General features: G+C 40.6%; 16 protein-coding genes and 1 other annotated feature. Of the genes, 5 read left to right on the top strand and 11 right to left on the bottom strand.

The window, feature by feature from the left end:
- Nucleotides 1-106 precede the first annotated feature (106 nt).
- The 3 genes from pflB to yidC all read left to right on the top strand — a co-directional run bounded on the left by pflB (nt 107) and on the right by yidC (nt 4,490).
- On the top strand, nt 107-2,386 hold the full coding sequence (gene pflB, locus RCG24_RS03735; RefSeq protein WP_202655165.1) for a formate C-acetyltransferase: 2,280 nt from the start codon (nt 107-109) through the stop codon (nt 2,384-2,386).
- Nucleotides 2,387-2,517: 131 nt separating this feature from the next.
- Nucleotides 2,518-3,267 (top strand): pyruvate formate-lyase-activating protein, encoded by a 750-nt coding sequence (pflA, locus tag RCG24_RS03730; RefSeq protein WP_202655164.1) that lies wholly within the window; start codon nt 2,518-2,520, stop codon nt 3,265-3,267.
- Nucleotides 3,268-3,704: 437 nt separating this feature from the next.
- Nucleotides 3,705-4,490, top strand: coding sequence for a membrane protein insertase YidC (gene yidC, locus RCG24_RS03725; RefSeq protein WP_202655163.1), 786 nt, complete (start codon nt 3,705-3,707; stop codon nt 4,488-4,490).
- 38 nt (nt 4,491-4,528) lie between these two features.
- On the opposite strand, the gene RCG24_RS03720 is transcribed toward yidC, so the two are convergent.
- Together RCG24_RS03720 and RCG24_RS03715 are read right to left on the bottom strand one after the other, a co-directional pair.
- Nucleotides 4,529-4,882 (bottom strand): fluoride efflux transporter FluC, encoded by a 354-nt coding sequence (locus RCG24_RS03720; RefSeq protein WP_202655230.1) that lies wholly within the window; start codon nt 4,880-4,882, stop codon nt 4,529-4,531.
- A 17-nt stretch (nt 4,883-4,899) separates the two neighbouring features.
- The gene (locus RCG24_RS03715) at nt 4,900-5,190 is read right to left on the bottom strand and encodes a fluoride efflux transporter FluC (protein WP_308078326.1); all 291 of its coding nucleotides are present in this window, start codon (nt 5,188-5,190) and stop codon (nt 4,900-4,902) included.
- Nucleotides 5,191-5,402: 212 nt separating this feature from the next.
- Here RCG24_RS03715 and RCG24_RS03710 point away from each other — a divergent pair, with 212 nt between their 5' ends.
- On the top strand, nt 5,403-5,984 hold the full coding sequence (locus RCG24_RS03710) for a YhcN/YlaJ family sporulation lipoprotein (protein ID WP_202655162.1): 582 nt from the start codon (nt 5,403-5,405) through the stop codon (nt 5,982-5,984).
- Nucleotides 5,985-6,031: 47 nt separating this feature from the next.
- Here the strand turns inward: RCG24_RS03710 and RCG24_RS03705 are convergent, their stop codons facing one another.
- Complete coding sequence (locus RCG24_RS03705; protein WP_202655228.1) at nt 6,032-6,235, bottom strand: DUF6501 family protein; 204 nt, start codon at nt 6,233-6,235, stop codon at nt 6,032-6,034.
- A 218-nt stretch (nt 6,236-6,453) separates the two neighbouring features.
- On the opposite strand from RCG24_RS03705, the gene sda reads away from it, so the two are divergent.
- On the top strand, nt 6,454-6,579 hold the full coding sequence (gene sda, locus RCG24_RS03700) for a sporulation histidine kinase inhibitor Sda (protein WP_374049145.1): 126 nt from the start codon (nt 6,454-6,456) through the stop codon (nt 6,577-6,579).
- Nucleotides 6,580-6,679: 100 nt separating this feature from the next.
- Here the strand turns inward: sda and mnmH are convergent, their stop codons facing one another.
- From mnmH to trpE, 8 genes are all read right to left on the bottom strand, one after another.
- Nucleotides 6,680-7,750 carry a tRNA 2-selenouridine(34) synthase MnmH gene (gene mnmH, locus RCG24_RS03695; protein ID WP_202655160.1) on the bottom strand — a complete coding sequence of 357 codons (1,071 nt, stop codon included), beginning with the start codon at nt 7,748-7,750 and terminating at the stop codon, nt 6,680-6,682.
- Nucleotides 7,751-7,993: 243 nt separating this feature from the next.
- Entirely contained in the window at nt 7,994-8,779 is a 786-nt protein-coding gene (trpA, locus tag RCG24_RS03690) for a tryptophan synthase subunit alpha (protein ID WP_202655159.1), read from the bottom strand.
- Entirely contained in the window at nt 8,776-9,981 is a 1,206-nt protein-coding gene (gene trpB / locus RCG24_RS03685; RefSeq protein ID WP_202655158.1) for a tryptophan synthase subunit beta, read from the bottom strand. The genes trpA and trpB overlap by 4 nt, the downstream gene beginning before the upstream one ends.
- 11 nt (nt 9,982-9,992) lie before the next feature.
- Nucleotides 9,993-10,601 (bottom strand): phosphoribosylanthranilate isomerase, encoded by a 609-nt coding sequence (locus RCG24_RS03680; protein ID WP_202655157.1) that lies wholly within the window; start codon nt 10,599-10,601, stop codon nt 9,993-9,995.
- Nucleotides 10,601-11,389, bottom strand: coding sequence for an indole-3-glycerol phosphate synthase TrpC (trpC, locus tag RCG24_RS03675; protein ID WP_308078325.1), 789 nt, complete (start codon nt 11,387-11,389; stop codon nt 10,601-10,603). The genes RCG24_RS03680 and trpC overlap by 1 nt, the downstream gene beginning before the upstream one ends.
- Before the next feature lies 1 nt (nt 11,390).
- Complete coding sequence (gene trpD, locus RCG24_RS03670; RefSeq protein ID WP_202655155.1) at nt 11,391-12,416, bottom strand: anthranilate phosphoribosyltransferase; 1,026 nt, start codon at nt 12,414-12,416, stop codon at nt 11,391-11,393.
- A complete protein-coding gene (locus RCG24_RS03665) occupies nt 12,413-13,000 on the bottom strand; it encodes an anthranilate synthase component II (RefSeq protein ID WP_308078324.1) in 588 nt (195 codons plus the stop codon). The genes trpD and RCG24_RS03665 overlap by 4 nt, the downstream gene beginning before the upstream one ends.
- Entirely contained in the window at nt 12,997-14,292 is a 1,296-nt protein-coding gene (gene trpE / locus RCG24_RS03660) for an anthranilate synthase component I (RefSeq protein ID WP_308078323.1), read from the bottom strand. The genes RCG24_RS03665 and trpE overlap by 4 nt, the downstream gene beginning before the upstream one ends.
- Nucleotides 14,293-14,506: 214 nt before the next feature.
- Nucleotides 14,507-14,863, bottom strand: a binding site (T-box leader).
- Nucleotides 14,864-15,017 lie beyond the last annotated feature (154 nt).

The raw sequence follows: 15,017 nt of genomic DNA, 5'->3' as shown, positions 1-15,017 counted from the left end.
TATCTTAACAATTGTTCATTGTTTCACATTAAAAATCTGTTATACTTAAATTGTGATAAAAAAGAATAACTGTTATATTCTTTATTTCTGTAAGGGGTGACTTAAAATGGAACAATGGAAAGGTTTCAAAACCGGTGTTTGGACAAAAGAAGTGAATGTGCGTGACTTTATTCTAAAAAACTTCACACCATATACAGGTGATGAAAGTTTCTTAGAGGGCCCTACAAAAGCAACAACAAAACTGTGGGGACAAGTTATGGAGTTATCGAAAAAGGAACGTGAAGCAGGCGGCGTTTTAGATGCTGACACTAAAGTTGTTTCAACTATTACTTCACACGGACCCGGATATTTAGATAAAGAGCTGGAACAAATTGTCGGTTTTCAAACTGATAAGCCGTTTAAACGTTCGTTGATGCCTTTTGGCGGAATCCGCATGGCGAAAAACGCGTTGGAATCATACGGCTATGAATTAGATCCGGAAATTGAACATATTTTCACCGATTGGCGGAAAACACATAACCAAGGGGTATTCGACGCCTATACTCCAGAAATGAGAGCAGCCCGTCATGCCGGCGTTATCACTGGTCTTCCTGATGCTTATGGACGCGGTCGGATTATTGGCGACTATCGTCGTGTTGCTCTATACGGTGTTGACTTTTTAATGAAAGAAAAGCAAAGAGAATTTAACTATATTGGCGATCGCACGATGACTGATGATGTGATTCGTGAACGTGAAGAATATAGCGAACAATATCGCGCTCTTAAAGAATTAAAGCAAATGGCTCTTTCATACGGTTATGATATTTCACAACCTGCTAAGAATGCGAAAGAAGCGATTCAATGGCTATACTTTGGTTACTTAGCTGCGATTAAAGAACAAAATGGTGCTGCCATGAGCCTAGGCCGTACCTCTACTTTCTTGGATATTTACATCGAAAGAGATTTGCGTAATGGGTCACTAACCGAAAAAGAAGCGCAGGAACTTGTTGACCATTTTGTTATGAAACTGCGTCTTGTTAAATTTGCAAGAACTCCTGAATATAACGAATTATACAGTGGTGACCCGACTTGGGTAACTGAATCCATTGGTGGGATGGCTCTTGACGGACGTCCATTGGTAACAAAGAACTCTTTCCGTTTCTTAAACACATTGGACAATTTAGGACCAGCTCCAGAACCAAACTTAACGATTCTTTGGTCTACCAAATTACCTGAAGGCTTTAAACAATATGCTGCCAAAATGTCGATTAAATCAAGTGCGATTCAATATGAAAATGACGATATGATGCGGGAAATTTATGGCGATGATTACGGTATTGCCTGCTGCGTATCAGCCATGAGAATCGGTAAACAAATGCAGTTCTTCGGTGCCCGGGTCAACATTGCGAAAGCCTTATTATATGCGATTAACGGCGGGATTGATGAAAGATATAAAACCCAAGTTGGACCTGCTTATCAGCCAATTACCTCTGAGTATTTGGATTACAACGAAGTCATGCAAAAATATGATAATATGCTTGATTGGCTATGTGAGCTATATGTCAACACATTAAATGTGATTCACTATATGCATGATAAATACAGCTATGAAAGACTTGAAATGGCGCTTCATGATCGTGAAATTCTTCGGACAATGGCTTGCGGTATTGCTGGACTTTCCGTTGCTGCTGACTCACTGAGTGCCATTAAATATGCAAAGGTGAAAACAATTCGTGATGAAAACGGCCTTGTTGTTGATTATCAAATCGAGGGCGATTATCCTAAATACGGCAATAACGACGACCGTGTTGACGAAATTGCGGTTAATCTTGTAAAAGAAATTATGAACAAAATTAGAAAACACAAAACATACCGTGGCGCTGTTCCAACACAATCTGTCTTAACGATTACTTCCAATGTCGTCTACGGTAAGAAAACTGGTGCAACACCAGATGGCCGTGAAGCAGGTAAACCATTTGCGCCAGGAGCAAACCCAATGCATGGCCGTGATTCCAAAGGTGCTCTTGCCTCATTAACTTCCGTGGCAAAATTACCTTATGAATCATCATTGGATGGTATCTCTAATACATTTACGATCACACCGAAAGCACTTGGTCGTGAAGATGAAACACAAGTAAAAAATGTCGTCGCCTTGCTTGATGGTTATATGACAAAACGCGGACATCATCTCAATGTCAATGTATTAAACCGTGATACCTTATTAGATGCCATGGATCATCCGGAATTATATCCACAATTAACCATCCGGGTATCTGGTTATGCAGTTAACTTCATTAAACTGACTCGCGAACAGCAAATTGATGTCATCAATCGTACGTTCCATGAAAGTATTACTGCTGCTGAACCAGCTAAGGAACCGGTTAAAGAGCTTGCGGGTGCTCATTAATAGGCACAAAAGTGTCTGGGGAAGGATTTAACCCCTTCCCCACACTTTTACTTTTTGTTGAGAATTAATTTCACCTTGTTACTTTCATTATTATCAATGGCTTGGCAATTAGAATGAAGGGAGATCATCATATGGACGGAAATATTCATTCCATTGAGACATTTGGAACTGTCGATGGGCCCGGTATCCGCTATGTCGTTTTTACTCAAGGCTGCCTGTTGCGCTGCCAATTTTGCCATAACGCCGATACATGGGAAATTGGTACCGGAAAACAAATGTCTGTGGCTGAAATCATTGAGGATTTATCATCCTACCTCCCTTTTATTGAAGCATCAGGCGGAGGGATTACCGTTACAGGCGGAGAGCCACTATTACAAATACCGTTTCTTATTGAGCTTTTCAAAGAATGTAAAAAGTTAGGGATTCATACTACAATTGATTCATCAGGCGGCTGCTTTTCCCATTCAAAGCTTTTCATCCAGCAGATCGAGGAGCTCCTGCACTATACAGACTTAATCTTGCTTGATTTAAAGCATATAAACCGGAAAAAACATATTCAGCTAACAGGAATGGCGAATGATCACATTTTGGAGTTTGCCAAATTTCTGTCAGATCGTAATCTGCCAATTTGGGTCCGCCATGTTCTTGTTCCAACCGTTACTGATGATCCTGATGACTTAAAACAATTGGGTGAATTTATTGGTTCACTTCATAATGTCGATAAAATTGAAATCCTCCCCTACCATAAACTTGGAGTATATAAATGGGAGACACTTGGATATGATTATCCATTAAATCATGTGGAACCACCAACTGAAGAACAAGTGAAATTTGCGGAACATTTGCTTACTGCACATTGGGTGAAACCGGTCGGACACTAATTTCCTTCGAAATTGGTGTCCTTTTTAAATTGATTATTTTTTTAATCTCCTATATACTCTTATCATTGGCTTAAAATTTGTCCAGCGCCCTGCGCTTATCTAGTGAGGTGATAATTTTTGTTTCAGATACTCATCGATCACTCTGATGTAAACACCCTTAATGCCCTATATCTTAGTATCTACTTGGGTCTCGTTCTAAAACACCTTTGGACGTGGAGTGTTGAGTACACTTTAAATGGAAATACCTCATATGCGAAAAATACAAAAATTATCCGGCCATTATTTTTTTTCAACAAAACAAGCAGCTTTAATGGGAGTATTATTCTTATTCGCATCATTAAATATATTCGCAGAAAAGAATGCCCTCAGGATGATTCTGAAGAACCTATTTCCCTCCTTATTGCTTACTAATTAAACCAACATTTTCAGGAGGAAATATGAAAAAACTAAAATCATCACTTATTACAATCGTTCTTTTAATGACCACAACTGTGTTACTATCAGCCTGTTCGTCACAGCCAAAAGGCGGAAATAATACAGGATTTTTTCATCATTATTTTGTCGAACCATTTTCGCTGATTATAAAATCAACGGCTAATCTGTTTAATGGAAACTATGGACTGGCGATTATTATCGTCACGCTGGTCATCAGATTTGCTTTAATGCCATTAATGTTAAAACAATATAAGAATCAAATGAACATGAAGGTTAAAATGGAAGCCTTAAAGCCGGAAATGGATGCTATCCAAAAGAAAATGAAGCTGGAAAAAGACCCGCAGAAGAAGCAGGAGCTGCAAGCGGAAATGATGGGGCTTTATCAAAAGCATGGAGTGAATCCGCTTAATATGGGCTGTCTGCCAATTTTAATTCAAATGCCGATTTTAACAGCTTTCTATTATGCAATTCGTAGTTCAAATGAAATTGCTACCCATAAATTCTTATGGTTTAGTCTGGGACACCCCGATATCGTTCTTACCGCCATTGCCGGACTTGTGTACTACTTCCAATTTAGGGTATCTCAATCGACTATGACGAAAGAACAGCAGAACCAAATGAAATTTATGGGGCTGATATCACCAATAATGATTGTTATGGTCTCATTAAATGCACCGGCTGCCCTGCCGCTTTATTGGGTGGTAGGGGGTACTTTCTTAACCATTCAAACGTTCATTAGTCATCGGCTTTATCACAATAAACAAAATGTACCGCAAGCAGATAAATAATACAAAACAAGAAGCATCGGCAACGGTGCTTCTTGTTTTTACATTATTGATCCGATAAAAAGTCCGAAAGATAATAAACCAATCCCCAGTAGCAAACTACAGGCCATGTAAACATAGAAAAACTTGTTTTTGCCGGTCTTCTTTAGTTGTTCGGATTCAAGCATGAAGGTAGAAAAGGTGGTAAAAGCGCCCATAAACCCAACACCAAGAAGTGTATATTGGGACCCATGAATACCCAAACCGGCCAGCAGCCCTAATAAAAATGCTCCTAATAAATTCACCACTAACGTTCCTAAAGGAAATCCGTTTTTTCTCCTTAGCAGATTGCTGATCGCATAACGAAGGATTGCGCCGAAGAAGCCGCCAATTGCAACATAAAGAATTTCTGTCATCAAGTATTCAGCTCCCTTCAATTATTTTCGGCTATTTCTAAGCCAATGCGGACGAACAGCAATCCACCCATCAGGCTGAGCACTATGTACAGCAATGAAAGATAATACTTTCCCGCTTCCATTAGCTGAACAGTTTCCAGGCAGAAGGTGGAAAAGGTTGTATAAGATCCGACCACTCCAGTTGTTAATGCCGTTAACAGCTGTGGAGGTAATTTCTTTAGAACCACCAATTTATTGGTAATCCAACCAAGAAAAAAAGAGCCTGAAAGATTAATGATTAGTGTTCCCCAAGGAAAATCTCCCCCCATATTTGCGGAATAATGTGGGAAAGTAAATAGCGCAAAATACTACCGATCATTCCGCCAATCCCAATAAATAAATAAACCATCATAAACACTCCAATGTCCAAAAATATATATTCGTTTACCTTTATCCATGAATTTTCCATTTATTCTTGTGGATAGATTTTATTCTAGACGGAAAGCTAAATATGTACAACTAAAAAAGGAGTGAACACAAATTGAAAAAAAGATTAATTCTAATCTCAGCAGTGATCTTTAGCCTTTATCTAACAGGTTGTGCAAGAAATAATGTCGATGATGATGTTGCAACCCGAAATGGAAACCAACCGACGAGAGTCAATTATAATCCACCAAATCAAGGCGGGCCGGCAATTTCGGGAGTAGATGTCAGTGACAATCAGACGGATCTTAATGCCAATCGCCGGAACAATGATTTAATCAATGATACGAATGATAATCGTTCCGATAAAATGCGTGTGGCCGATGATGCGGCCAGGAAAGTGGCCGACCTAGCAGATGTAGATCGCGCTAACGTCATTGTGACTGAAAATAATGCCTACGTTGCTGCAAAGTTAGCCCGAACAGCAAAAAATGGACTTACCTCCAAAATAGAAAATCGAATATCCCGGGCCGTAAAATCGGTTGACCCGGATATTGACCATGTTTATGTTTCGGTAAATCCTGATCTATACGACCGCTTTAATAACTATGCTGATGATATCCGTAACGGCAGACCCATTTCCGGCTTTTTTAATGAATTTACCGATACGATCCGCAGAGTTTTCCCAGATGCACGTTAATAACCCCATATAAAATGCCCGGTACCAATAGGCCGGGCATTTTCATGTTAAACTTCTTGAAAATAATCCTTATAGAAACCGCCAACTTTTCCGGAATTATCAATAATATAATAAAATTCTTCGGTTTCATTTTTTACCTCATAGACTTTTCCAACAGTTAAAACTTGATCGACAACATATTTTTTTGCATTCGTATGAACGCATTTTACTTTTTTAATTGCTTCACGATCGTGCCAAGTTAAATGAATCAATGCTGCCACCGTCCTTTCTCTCCTGATTCCATTACAAGTATAAACAAAATGACTCTTTCAGTGCAACAACAGAAAAATATCAGGTCTCTCAAGAAAAATACTGACAAATTTGTGAAAAATGCTCCACATGGGTTCTCAAACAGGCAATAAAACATTACAATGATAAAAACTGAATATTCAATCCAATTTCCAAGGAGGGCATTCTAAAATTGAAAATTATGAGTAACGAGCAGTTGATTGTTTCGTATCGGGATGCATTAAAATCTGGAAAGGAAAAGGAATGGATAAAAATTTTAAAGGATGAAATTGAACGACGAGGCTTAAAGCCCATTGTCAATCGTTAACAATTTTAAAAACCGCTGAAAGTTTTTCAGCGGTTTTTTATCTACCCTTCGAATAACAATCTTTCCGTATCCTTGGACAATTAGAAATACATGGGCAATGTTAATTACTTACCGCCAAGACAGGCTTGAATGATAGCTCATCCAATTTATCGGCAATTTTTTCTGCTGCATCCTGATAATTTTCAGCATAGATATCAATAAATTCATTTTGATAATCTAATCTTGCATAGTCATATCGCGGATCGTAATAAAATTCTAGCAAAATCGGAATCATCGCTTCATAATTATGCTCAGCCAATGCTTCAGATAACCGATTTTTAATTTCAATATCTTTGATCCGTTTCAAAACCCGATCCATTCCTAATGATATTTTTTCATGATACCATGACTGATGTTCATAGGGACGGACATATTCAGAAACCAAATGCTTCACCCTTTGTTCCAGCGGTGAATGAATGAACAGGTTAAGACCAGTAAACTTAACATCCATTAATTTCTCAGGCTGAACCGCTTTTCCAATCCGTTTACTCTCTGCCTCCACAAGAAAATAGTCAGCTCCTTGTAAATCCAGTAATCCCTTAAATAAAAGAGAATCAAACGTTTTTTGGTTGTTTCCTTCCCCAAGGCCTATCGTTCCAAAAATCGAGCCTCTATGCCCCGCCATTTCTTCCAAGTCCAAGACTGGATAGCCCTTTCTTTTTAAAATCTTTAATATCTCCGTTTTTCCAACGCCCGTCATTCCATGTAAAACGACTGCCTTATTTGGAATCATAGAGGGTATTTGTTCGAGAATATAGTGCCTAAATGCTTTATAACCTCCAACTAAGCGCCAGGCATAAATACCGGCAAATTCTAAAAATGTCACCACCGCTTTACTGCGCATCCCGCCGCGCCAGCAATAAACCACTACTTCTCCCTTATCAGTATGGGATTTAATCTCTTGGAGCATGTTAGGAATTTTGGGTGATACCAGTTCCATAGCCCGCCACTTTGCAGCAGCTTGCCCCACATGCTTATAGATCGTCCCTATTTCCTGACGTTCTTCATTTGAAAATAAGGGAACATTAATCGCACCCGGTATTGAACCGTCTTGAAACTCGATAGGGGAGCGTATATCAATGAAAATCGGCTTCTCAAGTGTAGAAAGCTCTTCAACTGTAATCTCCTTCATGAAACACCGCTCCTATAATTAGTCCTTGATCATAATATCATAAAAATAAACAAAACTTCCTTTATGGAAGTTTAAGTAAAGTGTCAGCAAAGCTAAGGCTTCTCATTCGCAGTCAAAATTAATTATAAAGGAGATTGTTAAAGCGATCAAGGTGAGGTAAGGGGCTGATTGGATTCGACAGGATTTTTTATTTAGCGAAACAACAGAAAAGGGCCCTTCCCCTAAAAAGGAAGGACCCACCGTTTATATCAGATTGGACTTTAGTTTAAAAATGGACATTAAGTCTGCCAACTCGGCAAAATTATTTTCTGCCAAGAGATCAACAATCTTACTGCCGATGACCACACCGTCACAGTATTTGGTAATTGTCTGCATTTGTTCATGATTAGAAATTCCAAAGCCAGCTAACACGGGAATCGGACTAACTTCCTTAACTGCTTGTAAAAAGCTAAGCAATTCCTTATCGAATTCATTTCTTGTTCCAGTAATTCCTTTAACCGTAACTGTATAAAGAAATCCTCTGCCTTTTGCGGCTATCTGTTTGACCCGGTCAAGCGGTGTGGTCAGGGTCACCAGACGAATCAGCTCAGTCCCAGCAGCTTCAAGCAGAGGCGCAATCATTTCCTCTTCCTCAACCGGCATATCCGGAATAATACAACCATCCACCCCGGCTTTTTGAATATCTTCAACAAAACTACTAATCCCGTAGGCATAGACCGGATTAAGATAAGTCATGATGATAAGTGGAATCTTGATGGTTCTTCTCGCTTTCGTGAGCTCCGCAACAATCTCCTTTAAGGTAGTTCCGTTGTTTAGGGCTCTAATTCCGGCTGCTTGAATCGTAGGGCCATCGGCAACCGGATCGGAAAAAGGGACTCCAACTTCAATAGCAGCCGCACCAAATTTCTCCAGCATCTCCAGTCTCTCTGTCAAGCAGTCAAGTCCGCCGTCTCCGGCCATTATATAAGGGACAATAGCTTTTGTGTCATGTTCTTTTAATAATTGAAAGGTTTGTTCGATCCGGTTCATCCTATGTCTCCCCCTTTAAGCCTTGCTCTTACAGCATCAACATCCTTGTCGCCCCGCCCTGATAAACAGACAACGAGATTTTGGGAAGCTCCTATTTGCCGCGCCAGTTTAAGGGCAAAGGCGACTGCGTGGGAACTTTCCAACGCCGGGATTATTCCTTCAAGCTTTGATAATAATTGAAAAGCATCCAAGGCTTCCTGGTCCGTAATCGAATGATAATGAGCACGGCCGATTTCCTTTAAATAGCTGTGTTCCGGTCCCACCCCAGGATAATCAAGTCCTGCAGATACCGAGTGAGCTTCCTGAATCTGCCCATCCTGATTCTGTAATAGATACATTAACGCACCGTGCAGAACACCAGGTTTTCCTTTTGTCAGCGATGCTGCGTGGTAAGGAGTTTCAATCCCCTTGCCGGCAGCTTCAACTCCATATAATGCAACTTTTTTCTCTTCGATAAACGGATAGAACATTCCCATCGCATTGCTGCCGCCGCCGATGCATGCCACAACTGCATCAGGAAGTGTTTTATAGCGTGTGAAAAATTGTTCTTTTGTCTCCTTTCCAATGACACTTTGAAAATCCCTTACAATCATTGGAAACGGGTGCGGACCCGTTACGGAGCCCAGTAAATAATGGGTATCCTCAACATTTGCCACCCAGTATCTCAACGCTTCATTAACGGCGTCCTTTAATGTGGCACTTCCGGAAGTAACACTGACGACTTTCGCTCCTAACAATTCCATTCGGAATACATTCAGCGCCTGGCGTTTGATATCTTCCGCTCCCATAAAAATAATGCAATCCAAATTTAACAATGCACAGACTGTTGCAGTCGCTACACCGTGCTGTCCGGCACCTGTTTCGGCAACAATCTTCTTTTTGCCCATGCGGACGGCAAGAAGTGCCTGACCAATCGCATTGTTAATTTTATGGGCGCCTGTATGATTTAAATCCTCCCGCTTCAAGAAAATATTGGCGCCGCCTGCATAGTTCGTCAGATTTTCAGCAAAATATAACGGCGTTTCCCGGCCCACATAATCTTTTGATAGATGTTTTATTTCCGCATAAAATTCTGGATCCTGTTTTACCGCTTCGTAGGCATCAGTTAATTCGATAATCGCCTTCATTAACGTTTCCGGGACAAATTTCCCTCCAAACATGCCGAAATGGCCTGTTTCATTTGGCAGTGTATATGCAGTCATTTTTTCTCCTCCTAGCAAATCCCTTTTGCCTTTTTAATAAATGCCTTGATTTTTTCGAGATCCTTTACACCATCTGTTTCCACTCCGGAACTGACATCGACCATAAATGGCTTGATGATGCTCACGGCATTTTCAACATTATTTGCCTGTAACCCACCGGCAAGAATTACCTTTTTGCTCTTAAGCAGGCTAATATTTACTTGATTCCAGTCAAATGCTGTACCATTTCCTCCACGGTATTTTCCTTTAGGTCCATCCAATAAAATATAGGCAGCTGGAAAACGGCTTACTTCGGCTAAATGCTCATTGCTCTGGAAGCTAATTGCTTTAATTACTGGAAAAGTAAGCGATTGACAAAATTCAGCGTCCTCATCCCCATGCAATTGAATATGTGTCAGTCCGACATAGGAGGCAATCCTTTCGATTTCTTCAGCTGTTTCATTTACAAATACGCCAACCTTATAAACCTCTGGTGGAAGATGTTCTACAATTTCTCGGGCCGGCTTTTCCGTAATTCTTCGCTTGCTTTCAGCAAAGACAAATCCAATTGCGTCGGCACCATATTCAACTGCTTTAACTGCTGTATTTACATCGGTTATTCCGCAAATTTTTACCTTCATCACTTTGCACCTTCTGCTAACAGCAGTCTAAAATCATTAAACTGTTGCTGGAGGTTTGAACTTTTCATAAGCGCTTCACCAACTAAAATCCCATTTGCACCAGCATTTCTTACCCGTTTGACATCCGCTGGCTGGTGCAGGCCGCTTTCGCTGATTAAAAAAGCCCCCGAACTTTTTACAATTGGTGCTAATTTTTCTGTCACTTCAAGGGATACGTTAAAGGTTTTTAAATTACGGTTATTAATCCCAATCAGTTTTGCCCCTGTGTCAAGTGCTGTTTCCAGCTCAGCCAGGTCATGCACCTCCATTAAAACTTCCAGCCCCATGTCTATCGCATACTTGTATAATTCCTGTAACTCTTTTTCCTTTAAAGCGGCAACGATTAACAATACAAGATCCGCTCCAAACCCCTTGGCCCGGTCAATTTGCAGCCTGTCAATGATGAAGTCCTTGCATAGAATCGGCAAATTTACTGATTCACGAACGGCACTCAGGTCAGCAAAAGATCCTTTAAAAAAAGTTTGATCGGTTAACACTGAGATCGCACCGGCCCCATTTTTTTCATAAATTTTTGCCTGTTCAGCCGGTTCCGCGTTACTATTAATGATTCCCTTAGATGGAGAGGCCCGTTTGAATTCAGCGATTATTGCCAGTTCCTCGGCGTTTTGCAATTTGGCAACGAATGATCTTTTTTGATAATGAGATTCCGGAAATTTATTTTTTTGTTCGCGAAGATGCACTACTTCTCGCTTCTTTTGTTCAATAATTTGGTCTAAAATCGTTCCCATTTTAAATTGCCTCTCTTTGCAAGCCTTTGGATTTTTCCACTAAAGTAGCTAATTTTTCATATGCTGCTCCTGAGTCAATAATTTCTGCGGCTTTTCTGATCCCTGCCTCAATGGTATCAGCTTTTCCTGCTGTAAAAATACCAATACCGGCATTTAGCAGGACCGTATCACGATATGCCCCTTTTTCCCCTTTTAAGACATTTATTAAGATCTGTGCATTTTCTTTTGCGTCGCCGCCTTTAATCGCACTGTTAGCATATTGCGGCAGATTAACTCCTTCGGGGGTAATGATCTGACTTGTCATAACCCCGTTATCTAGAATAGTCAGATGGTTTTCCCCCTGCAGGGAGGCTTCATCCATGAAACCAGCCCCATTCAAAACAACCGCTCTTTTTCTACCTAACTGCTTTAGCACCTCGGCAAACATCGTTACCAAATCTCGACGGTATACACCTAGCAGTTGAAAATCAAGGTCAATTGGATTTGTCAGCGGACCGATAAAGTTAAAAATAGTAGGGATTTTAAGCGCCCTTCTGACCACCGTCACCTTTTTTAGTCTTGGATGAACATGTGGTGCAAATAAAAAGGCAATACCAATTTCTTCAATCATTTCTTCAATCGCTTCAGGAGAGAGGTTTAAATTCACTCCTAATTCCTCCAAAACATCAGCACTACCCGTTTTGCTGGAAACACTTCTATTCCCATGCTTAGCAACAGGAATGCCGGCACCAGCAAGGACAAATGCTGAAGTAGTACTGACATTAAAGCTGGAGGAACCATCACCGCCAGTACCGCAATTATCAAGCACACCGTTAAACTTCTTCCTAAATGGCAATGTGTTGCCTTTTAATGCCTTTGTAATGCCAACAATTTCATCAACAGTCTCTCCTTTTGATTTCAACCCCATTAAAAAGGCAGCAATTTCGGATTCGGATACTTCTTCACCTAAAATAGAATCAACTGCTTCCCGCATTTGTTTTTCCGAAAAAGATCTACGCTCAGCTAACTGGAGTAAATAACTCTTCATATTCGTCTCTTCCTTTCTATCTCTGCTAAAAAATTTTTTAATATTTGCATTCCTGTTGGGGTTCCAATTGATTCTGGGTGGAATTGTAACCCATAGACAGGATAATCGCTATGCTTAATTGCCATAATTTCGTTATCGTCCAGCGAATGTGCCACACATTCAAGCTCTAGCGGCAGGCTGTCATGATCAATGGAAAGTGAATGATACCGCATCACTTCCAAAGGAGAGGTAAGGTATGCAAAAATATCATTGCTGTTATGGCTGATAAACGATGTTTTTCCGTGCTTAATCGTGCGCGCTGTTCTGATTTCTCCTCCGAATGCAGCTCCGATTGCTTGATGCCCCAGGCAAATACCTAAAATCGGAATTTCTTGATAAAAGGTTTGAATTGCTTCCATACAAATCCCGGCATCCTCAGGCCGGCCAGGTCCTGGTGATAGAATGATTGCTTTCGGATTCAACCGGAGGATATCTTTAATCGTTAATTGATTATTGCGATAGACTGCCACCTCTTCGCCCATTTCCCCCAAATATTGATAAAGGTTAAAGGTAAAGGAGTCAAAATTATCGATTAATAAAATCATTGTACCTCCCTCCCCTCGAGAAACGATTTTAGTTTGTTGGCTGTTTCTTCGTATTCTGACTCGGGATCGGAGTCATGCACAATTCCTGCACCAGCTTGGATGTAAGCACAGCCTTCTTTCAAAATCATTGTCCGAATTGCCAGGGCAAAATCGATATTTCCATTTGCGGATACATAACCAATGGCCCCGGAATAAAGTCCACGCTTTGATTTTTCTAATGTATTAATAATTTCCATTGCCCGCACCTTTGGGGCACCGGAAACCGTTCCGGCAGGGAGGCAGGCAGCAAGTGCCGCAAGTGGAGTTTGATCGGAACGGAGCTGGCCGCTAACCTCGGAAACAAGATGCATGACGTGGCGGAATTTTTCAACTGCCATGTATTTTTCTACCTTAACTGAGCCAAATTCACAAACCTTTCCAAGATCATTCCTACCAAGGTCAACAAGCATTTTATGCTCAGCCAGCTCTTTTTCATCAGCCAGCAATTCTTTCTCAAGCGCTAAATCTTCGAGGTTTGTTTTTCCTCTTTTTCTTGTCCCGGCAATGGGGTTGGCAATGACTGTTTTACCCCTTGTTTTTATCAAGCTCTCCGGCGAGGAGCCTATCACCGTATAGTTGTCAAAATCGATATAAAACATGTAGGGTGTTGGATTATGGGTGCGATGCTTCCGATAAAGCGATAACGGCGAGCCTTGGAATTCTGACCTCATTCTCCTTGACAGCACTACTTGAAAAATATCACCTGCGAAGATATGTTCTTTGGCAGTCTCGACATTGTGGATAAAAGCTTCCTTCGTTGTCTCGGATTGAAAACCTGAGAACGAGAAAGGCTCTTCCTCGGCAAAATGATATGTTTTTTTCAGTTCGACTTCTCTCTTGCCCATCTTCTCTCGAACCAAATCAAGATCTCCATGCTCTAAAGGGATTCCACAAATATATACCTTTTCTTCAAGATGATCGTAAACAATGACCTCCTCATAAAACATTAAATGAACATCAGGCATTTCAAGGCTGTTTGAATACTCATGGCCAATCTCTTCATACTGCCTGACAATGTCGTAGCCGACATAGCCGACAGCCCCGCCAATGAATGGAAAAGGGAGATCATCCAAATCCCTGGAAGGAAGAACATCGTTTAAAATATCTAATGGGTTTCCTTGAAGCGTCCTTTTTTGGCCATTGGTTCGAATAATTGTATTAATTTTTCCAAATGAAATCAGCTCAATTGCCGGATCTGCTCCAATAAAGGAATATCGACCGGATTGATTAAATTTATTTGAGCTTTCCAGCAAAAATTTTTTCCCCCGCTGATTTTTTGTAAAATTGAGATTGGGGTAAGCAAATCTCCACTAATCTCTTTCACCATAAAGTCTGTTTTGGTTGTCATTTCTCGTCTCCTCTCTTCTCAACTCGGAAAGCAATTGCAGCTTGATCATCCATGAGGCGCTGGCCGCTAAAAGCTAAAATAAAAAATCGCCCTCTATATCCACAACAGGTGTTAGGAATATAGAGGACGAATCGTAGACCCGCGGTGCCACCTCAATTGAAGCAGATGATTCTGCTCCCTCTTTTAATGAGCTAAATCGAAGATAAAACAAAAAGGGTCTTCTATCCAAAAAAGGACGGAAGACCCGTGGTGCCACCTTCATTAGCTAAAATTAGCTCACTTTACCAGCATCAAGCAAAAAATACTTAATGCGTTCTCTTGTAACGACGAGATTTTCGCCAAAGCCTACTGAATCAAGAGATCGTTCGGTTTGGAGGCTCAGAAGTCCATTCACCGATACTTTTTCACTGATTTGCACCATCCATCAGCTCTCTAAAGAAATTGTAAAGGTTACTCTTCTTCATCATCGCCAAAATAACTGTGTAATTGATGATTATCATAATAAATTCCATTTCTACTGTCAAGATGTTTTTCGGAAAAGTTTGAGTCAAGTATTTGTGGGCAGTTTTTTTATCCCCACAGGAGTGAAAGCGGATTCACTTATTTAGAGTGCTCTCTTGATAGAAAATT

This window comes from Neobacillus sp. OS1-32 (assembly GCF_030915425.1).
GTDB lineage: Bacteria > Bacillota > Bacilli > Bacillales > Cytobacillaceae > Neobacillus > Neobacillus paridis.
This window is presented reverse-complemented; position numbering and strand designations above follow the sequence as displayed.